Source organism: Bacteroides ndongoniae, from assembly GCF_900108345.1.
GTDB lineage: Bacteria > Bacteroidota > Bacteroidia > Bacteroidales > Bacteroidaceae > Bacteroides > Bacteroides ndongoniae.
This window is the reverse complement of record NZ_FNVV01000014.1, coordinates 75,708-89,246: the sequence shown is the minus strand read 5'-3', so window position 1 is coordinate 89,246 and position 13,539 is coordinate 75,708. Positions and strand designations below refer to the sequence as shown.

The following is a 13,539-nucleotide window of genomic DNA, read 5'->3' as shown; positions in this document are numbered from 1 at the left end:
GCTTTTGAAACAGACAATGACACAAAAAGAACTATCTCTGCTATTTTCGCCTGACTGCTATATCAGCGGACAGGTACTTTTAGTTTCTCCTGCCAACTTCTATAAGCTGGAGAATCGTCTCATCGAAAATAGCCGTATATTCCTATTAGTATCAAACGGCAGTGTGAACATATCTTTAGGGAACCAGTCGTGTGAAATGAAAGCACCAGCCTACCTCGACATTTTAGACACCATGACTCTGAAAATGACAAACTTCAACTCTGACCTACGTGCATGGTGCCTGTTCATTACCTTTGAATTTGCCTGCGAATCGCTAAAAAACTTACGTCCAGGTCCACTAAACCGAATGACCGAACGTCAGACCATTCCCATCCGTATTTTCTCTGCTCAGGATAATGCTCTTATTGAGAACCAATTATGTCTGCTGAAAGACACACTCAGCACACAGACTCATTACTATCGACAGGAACTGGCACAACTTTACTTCAAAAGTTTTAGCCTTGAATTAGGAAACATCATGTTCGCACAAGAAAAGAATGTAGAACAGTCTGCTTCCTACATCAGCAAACAGGACCTTATCATACTAAACTTCATGAAATTGGTTTCAACTCATTTCGCAACTGAACATCAGCTAGAATTTTATGCCAATGCTTTATGCATTTCTGTAAAGCATCTGACACGTACCGTACGAAAGATGACCGGAAAGACTCCGCACACCATCATTTGTGACGAAATTCTAGGGCATGCCTTGCACATGCTCGATGACGACAGCATTCCTATCAGCCGGATTGCCGAAGAACTACACTTTGCCGATCAGGCTTCTTTTTGCAAATTCTTCAAAGCGCAAAAAAAGAAGTCTCCCATGGAATATCGGAGAAGGAACCACACGGACCTCCCCTGATTATTCCTCGATCTGCATGGCAAACATTTCCTGCAATACGTGAACAGCCTCCTCTACCGAAGTGACGTCTTTAACCTGCATACTGCGTTTTCCGTTCTGCTCGCGCAAATCGCAACGACGGGTATACTTCATCATGTAAGAAATAACCTTACCAAAGGCCTGGCTCTGATAATACGGACTATCAGGTATGGAGACGAAGAACAAAGTCATACGCCCTCCTTTTAAAAATACCTTTTCCGCACCAAGTCGGGCAGCCAGACGACGTAAAGGAACAATGCGGAGCAGTTCCTGCGTCTCAGGAGGAATTGGACCGAAACGGTCTTCCAGACGTGAGCGGAAGGCCTCCACGTCTTTGTCCAATACCAGACCGTCCAATTCGCGATAGAGCAACATACGTTCGCTACTACCTGTCACATAATCGGCAGGTAACAATAATTCCAAATCGCTCTCAACCTGGCATTCATCCACAAACTGTTCACCGGTAATCTGTCCGCTTCCGTCGGCAGCTTGCTGTTCTTCTGCCATCAGATCGGAAAACTCTTCATTCTTCAGCTCGCGAACGGCCTCGGTCAGAATCTTCTGATAAGTTTCATAACCCAAATCGGCAATGAAACCACTCTGTTCAGCTCCCAGCATATTGCCTGCCCCCCGAATGTCGAGATCCTGCATAGCAATGTGTATACCACTTCCCAAATCGGAGAAGTTCTCAATAGCCTGCAACCGGCGTTTAGCCTCAGGAGTCAACGACGACAAAGGAGGAGCGAGCAGATAACAGAAAGCCTTCTTGTTGCTCCGCCCTACCCGGCCACGCATCTGATGCAAGTCACTCAGCCCGAAGTTCTGTGCCTGATTGATAATAATCGTATTGGCATTGGGTATGTCAATACCGCTTTCGATAATGGTAGTGGCTATCAGGACATCATAGTCATAATTCACAAAATCCAGTATGATTTTCTCCAGTTCGGCGGGTTCCATCTGTCCGTGGCCGATGCAAATCCGACAATCCGGAATGTTGCGTTCGATCATGGCCTTCAGTTCCACCAGATTGGAAATACGATTGTTCACGAAAAAGACCTGTCCGTTACGGCTCATCTCAAAATTAATGGCATCCGTTATCACTTCTTCATTGAAAGTATGCACTTCGGTTTGCACCGGATAACGGTTGGGTGGAGGTGTTTGTATAACCGACAAATCTCTTGTTCCCATCAGCGAGAACTGCAAAGTTCGGGGAATAGGAGTAGCCGTCATGGTCAATGTGTCTACATTAACCTTCAACTGACGCAGTTTTTCCTTTACACTAACCCCAAATTTCTGCTCTTCATCAATAATGAGCAATCCCAGATCCTTGAACTTTACATCCTTACCCAAGATACGGTGTGTGCCTATCAGAATATTTACTTCTCCCGCAGCCAAACCCTTGATAACCGCTCTGGTCTGTGCCGATGTGCGGGCACGACTCAGATATTCGACTTTACAAGGCAACTCTTTCAAGCGTTCTTTAAAAGTTTGAAAGTGCTGGTATGCCAACACCGTCGTCGGTACCAGTACAGCTACCTGCTTATTATCGGCCACAGCTTTAAAAGCAGCACGTATAGCTACTTCCGTCTTACCAAAGCCAACATCACCACACACCAGACGGTCCATCGGACGGGCACTCTCCATATCGGCTTTCACCTCAGCAGTAGCTTTGCTTTGGTCGGGAGTATCCTCATAAAGGAAAGAAGCTTCGAGTTCGCGTTGCAGAAAACTGTCGGGGCTGAACTGGAATCCTTTCTCCTCGCGACGTTGTGAATAAAGTTTGATCAGGTCACGGGCAATGTCTTTGATTTTAGTCTTGGTGCGGTCTTTCAACTTCTCCCAAGCACCAGTTCCTAGTTTGTTCAGACGAGGCGCCTCTCCTTCCTTTCCCTTGTATTTGGATACTTTATGCAAAGAATGAATAGAAACAAACACAACATCGTCATTCTGATAAACCAGTTTCATTACCTCTTGCGTAGTGTCGCCATTAGGTATACGCACCAACCCAGCAAAACGTCCTACTCCATGATCAGTATGCACTACATAGTCACCCGGAGTAAACTGATTCAGCTCTTTCAGGCTAAGTGCCACTTTTCCACTGCGTGCCTTATCGCTTTTCAGATTGTACTTATGAAAACGGTCAAAGAGCTGATGATCGGTAAAAACGCACAAATGCAAATCATTATCGGCAAAACCTTCATGCAAAGTACGCTCTACTGCCGTAAAGGAAATGTTATCGCCACGATCTTCAAAGATAGCCCGAATACGATCAGTCTGCCTTGTACTGTCACTACATATATAAATAGTATAGCCATTAGCGATATATTCTTTAAAGCTTTGTGCTACAAGATCAAAATTCTTGTGGAAGATAGGCTGAGCCGAAGTGCTGAAGTTCAAAACAGCATTGGGAGTCCCTGTCGGTTTATTGCCAAACTCCATCCGTCTGAAATCAAGAGCCCGTACCGTAAACTCACCTCCGTCTATTAATTTTCCATCCAGTCTGATGGCTCCGTTTTCTTCCGCTTCGCGGGCTGCAATTGCCTGAGGTGTCAACGACTCGTCGTGCACATTCTGTATACGTTCGCGTAACCAAAGGAAATCGCGCATGGCCAACACTGTATCAGCTTGCAGAAAATCGAGCAGAGATACCATCCCACCATTTCCTCCATCTTCCAGATTATGACTTAAGTCGGGAACAATGACTATGTTTTCTTTTTTTTCTTTCGACAGCTGTGTCTCTACTTCAAACGTACGGATACTTTCCACTTCGTCACCGAAAAAGTCGATACGGAAGGGATACTCGGATGAGAAGGAAAACACATCTATAATACTTCCGCGCACTGCATATTGCCCAGGTTCGTAAACGTAATCGACATATTCAAAACCATAATTCCGCAATACCTCTCGAACAAAGTCCATATCGACTTTTTCTCCGACATGCAGTTTCAGCGTTTTGTCATCCAAATCCTTACGTGAAACCACTTTTTCAGCTAAAGCATCAGGATAGGTCACTACACATACATGCTTTCCGTCTTTCTCCAAACGGCTCAACACTTCGGTACGCAATATCTCATTGGCAGCATCCTTCTGACCATATTTAATAGCGCGCCGAAACGATGAAGGGAAAAACAGCACATCATCCGAGCCCAATATTTGCACCAAATCATGATAGAAATAGCCCGCTTCTTCCAAATCGCCCAGGACAAAAACGAACGGGCACTCGGCCTGCTGTACAATTGTCGAAGCAAACAGCGAAGCAGACGAAGCGCATAAACCGTTACAGTACAAATGTCTGACTGAAGAATCTTTTAATAATCGAATCATGCCCTCCACATTAGGATGAGCGGCATAAAGTTGCTGAAGTTCAGTAATAGTCATTGTCATCACACTAATTCGAGCACAAAAATACGAAATAATCCACGCGTTTTATTCGTCAATGACGGAAAAAACAGTATTTTTGTTCTCATTAAAGGTACGACAGACACGAAGATTCCTACAAGGAAACAAGACTTCGTAATGTCTGTCTTTGTATCTGTAACAAAAAGTAAACAATGCTAGAGCTGAATAACGGATAAATTCAGCAACCATATAATAACCGAAACAAACTCAAAGGTGATATGCAGACATCAGACAGTATAGTTATCATTCCGACCTACAACGAACGGGAAAACATTGAAAACATCATCCGTGCCGTCTTCAGCCTCGAACATGGATTTCACATCCTTGTGATTGAAGATGGTTCGCCCGATGGCACTGCTTCGATTGTACGTACACTCCAGCAAGAGTTTCCCGAACGCCTTTTCATGGTAGAACGTCGGGGAAAGCTGGGATTAGGTACCGCTTACATTGCCGGATTCAAGTGGGCACTCGAACACAACTACGAATATATTTTCGAGATGGATGCCGACTTCAGTCACAATCCCAAAGATCTGCCACGCCTGTACGAAGCCTGTGCCAAGAATGGTGCAGATGTTTCCATCGGCTCACGCTACGTCAGCGGAGTCAATGTTGTAAACTGGCCTATGGGGCGCGTACTGATGTCTTACTTTGCGTCCAAATATGTCCGTATTATCACCGGTCTGCCTATCCACGACACCACAGCTGGATTTGTATGCTATCGCCGTAAGGTATTAGAGACCATTCAGCTTGACAGTATACGCTTTAAAGGATACGCTTTTCAGATAGAAATGAAATTCACAGCCTACAAATGTGGATTCCAGATCAAAGAAGTTCCGGTTATCTTCATCAACCGCGAATTGGGGACTTCTAAAATGAACAGCAGTATCTTTGGCGAAGCTGTCTTCGGGGTAATCCGCCTAAAGTGGGACAGTTGGTTCAAAAAATATCCGAAAGGAAAATGATTAATAAACATCAGAGAAACGCTCAACGACCATCAAAATGAAACGTACTCTTATACATAATGCCCTTATCGTCAACGAAGGAGAAACCGTACAAGGTTCTATAGTCATCAGCAATCAGGGCTACATCACCGAAGTGCTGACACACGGAAAACCTCTTTCCGCTCCTTGCGATGAAACCATTGATGCTACCGGATGTTATTTGCTTCCCGGAGTTATCGATGACCACGTACATTTCCGCGATCCGGGACTGACACACAAAGCCGACATATTAAGCGAAAGCCGTGCTGCAGCTGCCGGCGGTGTAACCAGCATCATGGACATGCCCAATACCAGTCCGCAGACTGTTACGCTGGATGCACTGAACGCCAAGCTGGACTTGCTGAACGAGAAATGTATTGTCAATCATTCCTGTTACTTCGGAGCTACCAACAATAATTATACAGAATTTGAAAAACTGGATCGCAACCGTATATGTGGTATCAAGCTTTTTATGGGCTCTAGTACAGGGAATATGCTGGTAGACCGTCAGGAAAGTCTGCGAAGTATATTCAGAAGTACAGACATGCTCATCGCCGTCCATTGCGAAGATCCGGCAATCATACGCCTAAACACGGAGAAATACAAAGCCCAATACGCGGATGCAGATGATATACCCGTCAATAAACATCCCAACATCCGTTCCTCGGCAGCCTGTTATGCTTCATCGCACTTGGCTGTACAGCTGGCAAAAGAAACCGGAGCACGACTGCATGTACTCCATCTGTCTACCGCACGCGAACTTAAATTGCTCGAATCCGGTTCTGTCAGCAGCAAGAAAATTACAGGTGAAGCCTGTGTCGCCCACTTGCTTTTCAGCCAGTCCGACTACCGCACACTGAACACTCTTATCAAATGTAACCCGGCCGTCAAGTCCAAAGCTGACCGCGATGCCTTGCGTGCCGCTATCAATGACGATGTAATCGACGTAATTGCTACCGATCATGCCCCTCACCTCATCACGGAGAAAAAAGGAGGTGCCTTAAAAGCTATGTCGGGTATGCCTATGATACAATTCTCGCTTGTCAGCATGCTGCAACTGGTCAATGAGGGAGTTTTCACGATCGAAAAGGTCGTACAGAAAATGTGTCATGCTCCAGCTCAGTTATACGGCATTCATGAGCGAGGTTTTATTCGTGAAGGATACCGAGCCGACATGGTATTAGTAAGACCTGAATCTCCCTGGACATTGGAAAAACACCTCATTCAAAGCAAATGTGGCTGGAGTCCGCTCGAAGGACGCAGTTTTGACTGGAAAGTGGAAAGAACATTTGTCAATGGATATACTGTCTACACTGAAGAACAGGTCGACGACAGTTACCGTGGAGAAGAATTACGTTTTGAACGATAATCTTTTTAATGCCAGAACATGATACTGACTTACCGTATCCGCGACATAGTCCCTTACATCAATTGGATCTACTTTTTCCATGCTTGGGGATTCCAGCCCCGTTTTGCCGGAATAGCCAATATCCACGGATGCGATTCTTGCCGTGCCATGTGGCTGGCATCCTTCCCCGAGAGCGAACGTAGCAAAGCTGCCGAGGCTATGCAACTCCATAAAGAAGCTTGCCGAATGCTTGAGCGTTTTGACGAAGAAGGATATACAGCGCGTAGCCTTTTCAGACTATGCCGTGCCAATTCAGACGGAGATAACATCATAATTGAAGACATTCTCTTCCCCCTTCTTCGGCAACAAACACCACATGCCGACGGGAGTCCTTACCTCTGTCTAAGCGACTTTATCCGCCCTTTATCATCAGGCATTGCCGATACAATTGGACTCTTTGCTTCCACAACTGGCCAAGATGCAGAAACCCACTTTAGCCAGGACCCTTACCAACACCTGTTAGCACAAACTTTAGCTGACCGACTGGCCGAAGCTGCAACCGAAAAGATGCACGAATATGTACGCAAATATGCATGGGGATATGCCCCAGACGAATCATTGAGCATGGATGAGTTATTGGCAGAGAAATTCCAAGGCATCCGGCCAGCAGTAGGTTATCCTTCATTGCCCGACCAATCAGTCTGCTTTCTGCTGGACAAACTGCTGCAAATGGAACAAATCGGAATTACCCTCACTGAAAATGGAGCCATGCATCCCCATGCTTCGGTCTGCGGTCTCATGCTATCCCACCCTGAAGCATGCTATTTTTCAGTAGGGACAATCGACCAAGAGCAACTGGCAGACTACGCCCAACGTCGCGGGATTCCTATTAATGAAATGCGTAAGTACCTGTCCACTCGTCATTTATAGTCCATTGGATACATTCTATCTATACCTGCAGCATGGCTCTCCTCCCAAAATGTTTCTCTTTCCAAAAGTTTTTTAAATATAATATTCTTTAATTGTTTCATTAGCTTCATATATCCTCTTTATCTTTGCGGCCGATTGGTTCTGTGTAGCCGTTCGGCTTCATGGATTAAAAGGGAATCGGGTGAAAGTCCCGAACAGTCCCGCTGCTGTGAAACTCTTTTTGTAACGCTTTGACAAATACTTATGCCACTGGGTAAAACCGGGAAGGGGTCAAAGGCGAGAGTCAGTCAGAAGACCTGCCATCATTTAAGATAAATCGGACGCGAGGACAGTTCGATTTGGTGCATTAGCAGAATGCTGGATAATTTTTTAGTGTTTGCATATCCTTCAATTCGGGATATGAATTATTGTGCCCTGTATAATTTGCATTATTGTAAGATTACCGGTCACATTTTCAAATCATATCATCAACATGATATGTGATTTGTTGTGATTATATGGCTATATCTATATGTCAGACAAGTCTTCAAGAAACACTTAAACTTTCTCCAACTGTTGATTTTAAAAAGCTATTTTATTAATAATCAATTATTAATCTAAATCAAAAAAGTAATGAAAGTTTTATTTAACATGAGGCTGAAGACACTATGGGCCGTCATTTTATTTGTTAACGTATTGTTTTTTACAAGCTGTAGTGACGATAAGGATTCCCCTGTAGCACTTGCGCCAGAATTCGAATGGATAACCCAACTTGATGAGACCACCCCTTTCTTTGTCATACCTGGACAAAGCTATCAATTAGAATATTCTGCCCAAAATGCGAATGCAATAAACATTGCCACACTACCCGAAGGCTGGAACGCACAAGTAGACGAAACTAACCACTCCATCAGCATACAAGCTTCTGAAAATGCAGTATCGAAAATTACATTGACAGTAAACGTACAAGGAGAAGGCGAACAAAAAATTTCATCAAAGGTTGACTTATACTGTTTAAACTCATTTGATGACCCTAACGGAACTTTTGTATTGAATGAAGGTAACATGACAACCGAAAACGGTTCGCTGACGTACATCACTCCTGAAGGCTATGTCATCGATGATGCTTATAAAGCTGTCAATGGAACTGAACTTGGCAACGTTGCACAAGACATGGCCTTTTGCGACGGAAAGATCTATATAATTTCACAAAACGGAGACATGAATGCCGTAGGCAGCCACTTCGACAACGACGGAATGCTGATAGTAGTAAACGCCAAAACATTAAAAAAAGAAATAGCATTCAGCAATGCCGAACTTCCTGGAATAGATTGGCCAAGCCACATTGCCGTCATTGATGAGCAACACGTATACATTCGAGACAATGAGGGAATTAAACATCTGGATATGTCTTCAAAAGAATTGAAATTTGTAGAAGGAACCGAACAAGCCCCAAAATCTCAGTTTTTCACCAGAAATGGAAAGGTTTATACGTACAAACCAGGATTAATCAGCGGTATCATTGAAATTACGCCAGAGGACGACTCTGTGAAAAAAATACTTTTCCCATATACCCTCTCGTGCCAAATCAACACGGTACTGGGTATTAAGCCTGCCGACGACGGCGATATATGGGTCATGTCGTTCGGTGCCGGTAAAAGCGCCATCAGCAAATTTAATCCGACAACCCGCGAAACTATACAACGTCAAATAAGTGTTCAGCCTTCGGTAGGCTCATCTGGTATGGGTTTCGCTGTTAAAGGAAACACTTTCTACTACGCTGATGGAACAACAATCTACCAGATGAATTTCAATGATGATCCAGCACTGGATGAAACAAGCGGACTTGATTCTGAAGAAATTCTTTGTGACTTGAATACCTTAGACAATAATGCAGGAATGCTTTACAATAACATAGCTGTTCACCCTAAAACTGGACAGGTATACATCAACACCATCAAATCATATGCCCAGTTCCAAACCAACCAGATATGGGCATTCGATTTTAACGCAAGTAAAGATGCCCCTGCTGCCAAATACGAAAATTATACAAACTTCCCTGCCGGATGTTATTTCTACCCTGAAAATTAATTGATAAAGAGACTTGAAAGATGAAAATAAATAAAACAATCATGATGGCTTGTATAGCCAGCTTCTGTACACTGAGTTTGGTGACCGGATGTTCTTCCGATACGATTGATGAAACTCCCGGCGATTCCAACAACTCCAACGACGAAACAACCTATCTGGACGGATATGCCCATCCGGATGGAGTGATAATCCTGAACCAGGGAGCACGTGTCTCACAAAACAGTACTATCACCTATATCAGTCCAGAAGGTACTATTGAAGAAAACAGCTATAAAAAAGTGAATGGAACCGCCTTTGGAAATGAAGCTCAAGATCTTTATATGTATAATGGAAAAATCTACCTGATAAGTAACGGCATCTACAGTCCTAATGGTGAAGAAGGAGATGGAGTACTGGTTATAGCCGATGCTGTCACTTTAAAACGGGAAAAAGCATATAAAATGGATGAGCTCAAGTTTCATCGTCCTGAAGGAAGCCTTGATCCAGAAGAAATGATGCCGATCACTACCCCTCTTGAGAATATTGCAGTTCTCGACGAACAAAATATTTTCTTTTCTGATGCACAAGGCGTATTCCGCTTCGACAGTACTACGGGAGATTTGAACATCATCGAAGGCTCCTTCCATTTCGGCAACCAAGGCAATACGGTAGAAGGAGTAGCCAGTACCCGAGGTATTATTCGTGTAGGAGACCACCTGTATTGTGGCGGCGGAGGTTTCTGGGAAACCACACGCCTGATTGAGTTTTCGAAAGGCATGAACAAAGTAAGCCGTGTATTGCCTGATCTGAAAGGAGATTTTATCAGCGGCATTTGCCAGACTGGCGAACGTGAAGTTATGTTAGCTACTTGTGGCAGAGGAGGTGAAAAGAAAAGCTATTTATATTTTGTCGATTTGGATAAATGGGAAATTACGAAAGAGAAACAGATTGCAGAAGATATCTCAGCCGAATTCTTCAACACTCCCGGCATTGCATTGGCTGGCGACTATCTGTATTATGCAGCTGGCAGTACAACAGTGAGACGTCTGTCACTTAGTACCTGGAAAGCTGTTGACTACATTGATATAAAACAAGATGCTCCTGATGGCGAGTATCTGAACTGTAATGTAGCTGTTGATCCTACGAACCAATACTTATATATTGCTGTATCAAATGCCTACAGCGAAAGCGAAATCCCCACTAAAAATTATCTGTTAATATACGATTGCAGTGGTGAAACATCCAAATTGGTTAAAAAGATCGAAAACCAGACCTGCTACCCCATTGGAGTTTTTCCTATGAGAAAGTTCTATAACTGATTTTGGAGTTCTCTCATGAATATTATGAAAAAAGCCCAAACAATCCCTGTTTTGGACTTAATCTTCAACAATCCTTCATAACACTTTTTCCTAATCTGCAAGGTTCACCATTCTTGGATAGAACCTTGCAGATTTTTTCACAAATTATGTTACCTCAATATGGTTTTCAGCATTATCTTTCTATCTTTGCCACAACGTTTTTTCTCCGTATTGTGATTTTTACCGACATAATACTACTAATAGAGTACAAAGTAAATAAGCAAAAACTGATACAGGAAAAGGAATGGATCATGTAGAGCAAGAATTCGTAACTCTCATACAGGAATATGAGCGTGTCATTTATAAAGTGTGCTATCTGTACACTACACCTCATGCTACCCTTAACGATCTGTATCAGGAAGTAGTTATCAACCTGTGGAAGGCTTATCCCAAGTTTCGAAACGAATGTAAAATTTCGACTTGGATCTACCGTATAGCCTTGAATACTTGCATCAGTTTTATCCGTAAAGAAAAAAACATTCCCGAAATTGTGACGCTGTCACAAATAGCCGACCGAATAGAAGAAACCGATGAAACACAAGTTATGCTAAAACGGTTATATAGCATGATCAATCGTTTGGGACAATTGGAAAAATCGATCGTGCTTCTCTATTTAGAAGATAAAAGCTACGAGGAAATTGCAGAAATTACCGGATTGACCTTAACCAATGTAGCGACCAAATTAAGCCGGATAAAAGACAAACTGAGAAAAATGAACAAGGAGGAATAGACATATGAATTTGGAGGAACTGAAAAAATCGTGGAACACATTGGATCAACAACTGCAAAAAGAACAGATTGCCAATGGAAAACAAATCAAGGAACTCATCGAAGGCTGTAAGTCTGGGACAAAACGAAGCATAAGCCGGATTTTAGGACTACAACGCATTTCGATGGTAACAGGTGGTATTGTTCTATTGCTGCTTGGAGTAGCTCTGATCGTAATGCCTGTCGTACTGGACGATTCAGACATGAGAGCCAGAATCTCACTGTTTCTGTTGTTTATCGGCGTCAGCATCGTCATTGGCATCTGGTGGGACTGGAAAACCTATCGTTGGAATAAACAGACTCACATTGACGAGATGTCTGTAGCCGAAGTAAGCCGACGCATGACAACTTTCCGACAGTGGACCCGCAACGAAATCATAGCCCTCTGCATCTGGGTAGTCGTATTCAATGCTTTCAACTACTGGGTGATGGGCTATCATCTGAAATCCATCGGAACACAAGTCGTCATCATATCAGCTTTCACTGCTATAGATATACTGATTATCTGCATCTTATATAAAAAAGGAATTTATCAGCATCTAGACAACATCAAAAAGAACATAGAAGAATTGAAAGACATATGCACCGAATAACACTTTTACTGGCCATTTTTCTGTTGATACCCGATGTGTACATCTATTTGGTACACATCGTAAAAAAGACTCAAAATATCCGAATACGACTTTCTTATTGGATGCCCACTCTGCTATTATCAGCCATTTATGTCTATTACATGTATCTGAGTGGTGATAATGCCTTGTCCAACCATACTCATAGCATCGGACGGCTGGCGGTAGGTATCATGTTATTTGCCGTTCCCAAAACCCTCTTCATGCTCTGCTCTTTAGTTGGCTTACTGATAAATTCTATCATCCGCCGCTGCCCTCGTCTACCGTTTAACATTATAGGTTTACTACTTGCTGCCATTAGTTTTGGCAACATCATCTACGGTGCCCTGTTTGGCATCAAACAGTTTGAAGTAAAACAGGTGGAATACAGTTCCCGACACCTACCCGCTGCTTTCAACGGCTACCGCATTGCACAAATATCAGACATTCACATCGGAAGTTGGGAGAAAGATCCCGCCTCCATACAGAAACTGGTAGATATAGTCAACGCCCAAAAGGCCGATATGATAGTCTTTACAGGTGACTTGGTCAACCAGCAAAGTCACGAACTGGACGGTTTCCAAGAGATTCTGTCACAGCTCCATGCACCTGATGGCGTTTACTCTGTATTAGGTAATCACGACTACGGAACCTACTACCGCTGGCCTACTGCCGATGACGAAAAGCAAAACCTGAACTACCTTATAGAACAGCAAAAAGCCATGGGATGGAAACTGCTGAACAACGAACATGCCATCATACGGCACAACGGTGACAGCATTGCCCTGATAGGTGTAGAAAACGACGGTGAGCCTCCCTTCCCGCAACATGCCGATCTGCCGCATGCCATAAAAGGAACCGAAGGCATGTTCAGTGTCCTGCTAAGCCACAATCCTACACATTGGCGTCGGGAAGTATTGCCCAAATCCAATATCGAGCTAATGCTGTCAGGACATACACATGCCATGCAGATGATTCTATTCGAACATTCGCTGGCTACCTTGAAATACCCCGAGTGGAAAGGCATGTATTACGAAGGCGAGCGTGCCTTGTATGTCAATATCGGCATTGGGTATGTAGGATTACCTTTCAGGTTCGGTGCCTGGCCCGAAATCACGGTCATCGAACTGAAACAGAAAGAATGACAAGAAAAAAATCACTTTGGTATTCCCATTATCCA

Annotated in this window: 10 protein-coding genes and 1 riboswitch; of the genes, 9 read left to right on the top strand and 1 reads right to left on the bottom strand. The window is 43.6% G+C overall.

Features of this window, described 5'->3' with window-relative positions; genetic code table 11:
* The first annotated feature begins 16 nt into the window (after positions 1–16).
* Positions 17–901, top strand: coding sequence for a helix-turn-helix domain-containing protein (locus tag BQ5591_RS11390; protein WP_071149487.1), 885 nt, complete (start codon positions 17–19; stop codon positions 899–901).
* Here BQ5591_RS11390 and mfd read toward each other — a convergent pair whose 3' ends face one another.
* Positions 902–4,297: a transcription-repair coupling factor gene (gene mfd, locus BQ5591_RS11385; protein ID WP_071149486.1), complete on the bottom strand. Its 3,396-nt coding sequence runs from the start codon at positions 4,295–4,297 to the stop codon at positions 902–904.
* Positions 4,298–4,536: 239 nt separating this feature from the next.
* Between mfd and BQ5591_RS11380 the strand changes: the two genes are divergently transcribed.
* The 8 genes from BQ5591_RS11380 to BQ5591_RS11340 all read left to right on the top strand — a co-directional run bounded on the left by BQ5591_RS11380 (position 4,537) and on the right by BQ5591_RS11340 (position 13,504).
* Positions 4,537–5,280 (top strand): polyprenol monophosphomannose synthase, encoded by a 744-nt coding sequence (locus BQ5591_RS11380; RefSeq protein WP_022164141.1) that lies wholly within the window; start codon positions 4,537–4,539, stop codon positions 5,278–5,280.
* Between the two features lie 37 nt (positions 5,281–5,317).
* On the top strand, positions 5,318–6,667 hold the full coding sequence (locus BQ5591_RS11375; protein WP_071149485.1) for a dihydroorotase: 1,350 nt from the start codon (positions 5,318–5,320) through the stop codon (positions 6,665–6,667).
* Between the two features lie 18 nt (positions 6,668–6,685).
* Positions 6,686–7,576 (top strand): vitamin B12 dependent-methionine synthase activation domain-containing protein, encoded by an 891-nt coding sequence (locus BQ5591_RS11370; protein ID WP_071149484.1) that lies wholly within the window; start codon positions 6,686–6,688, stop codon positions 7,574–7,576.
* 118 nt (positions 7,577–7,694) lie between these two features.
* Positions 7,695–7,894: riboswitch (cobalamin riboswitch) on the top strand.
* A gap of 294 nt (positions 7,895–8,188) precedes the next feature.
* Complete coding sequence (locus tag BQ5591_RS11365; RefSeq protein WP_071149483.1) at positions 8,189–9,646, top strand: DUF5074 domain-containing protein; 1,458 nt, start codon at positions 8,189–8,191, stop codon at positions 9,644–9,646.
* 20 nt (positions 9,647–9,666) lie between these two features.
* Complete coding sequence (locus BQ5591_RS11360) at positions 9,667–10,944, top strand: DUF5074 domain-containing protein (protein ID WP_205410635.1); 1,278 nt, start codon at positions 9,667–9,669, stop codon at positions 10,942–10,944.
* A 283-nt stretch (positions 10,945–11,227) separates the two neighbouring features.
* Positions 11,228–11,713, top strand: coding sequence for an RNA polymerase sigma factor (locus tag BQ5591_RS11350; RefSeq protein ID WP_022164146.1), 486 nt, complete (start codon positions 11,228–11,230; stop codon positions 11,711–11,713).
* 4 nt (positions 11,714–11,717) lie between these two features.
* Positions 11,718–12,344, top strand: coding sequence for a hypothetical protein (locus tag BQ5591_RS11345; protein WP_022164147.1), 627 nt, complete (start codon positions 11,718–11,720; stop codon positions 12,342–12,344).
* Positions 12,332–13,504 carry a metallophosphoesterase gene (locus BQ5591_RS11340; protein ID WP_071149481.1) on the top strand — a complete coding sequence of 391 codons (1,173 nt, stop codon included), beginning with the start codon at positions 12,332–12,334 and terminating at the stop codon, positions 13,502–13,504. Before BQ5591_RS11345 ends, BQ5591_RS11340 begins: the two co-directional genes overlap by 13 nt.
* Positions 13,505–13,539 lie beyond the last annotated feature (35 nt).

Excerpts from the sequence above, each read along its gene's own strand:
- BQ5591_RS11375 (WP_071149485.1), top strand. The coding sequence starts at position 5,318 with ATGAAACGTACTCTTATACATAATGCCCTTATCGTCAACGAAGGAGAA.
- mfd (WP_071149486.1), bottom strand. The coding sequence starts at position 4,297 with ATGACTATTACTGAACTTCAGCAACTTTATGCCGCTCATCCTAATGTG.
- BQ5591_RS11380 (WP_022164141.1), top strand. The coding sequence starts at position 4,537 with ATGCAGACATCAGACAGTATAGTTATCATTCCGACCTACAACGAACGG.
- BQ5591_RS11360 (WP_205410635.1), top strand. The coding sequence starts at position 9,667 with ATGAAAATAAATAAAACAATCATGATGGCTTGTATAGCCAGCTTCTGT.
- BQ5591_RS11365 (WP_071149483.1), top strand. The coding sequence starts at position 8,189 with ATGAAAGTTTTATTTAACATGAGGCTGAAGACACTATGGGCCGTCATT.
- BQ5591_RS11350 (WP_022164146.1), top strand. The coding sequence starts at position 11,228 with ATGGATCATGTAGAGCAAGAATTCGTAACTCTCATACAGGAATATGAG.
- BQ5591_RS11345 (WP_022164147.1), top strand. The coding sequence starts at position 11,718 with ATGAATTTGGAGGAACTGAAAAAATCGTGGAACACATTGGATCAACAA.
- BQ5591_RS11390 (WP_071149487.1), top strand. The coding sequence starts at position 17 with ATGACACAAAAAGAACTATCTCTGCTATTTTCGCCTGACTGCTATATC.
- BQ5591_RS11340 (WP_071149481.1), top strand. The coding sequence starts at position 12,332 with ATGCACCGAATAACACTTTTACTGGCCATTTTTCTGTTGATACCCGAT.
- BQ5591_RS11370 (WP_071149484.1), top strand. The coding sequence starts at position 6,686 with ATGATACTGACTTACCGTATCCGCGACATAGTCCCTTACATCAATTGG.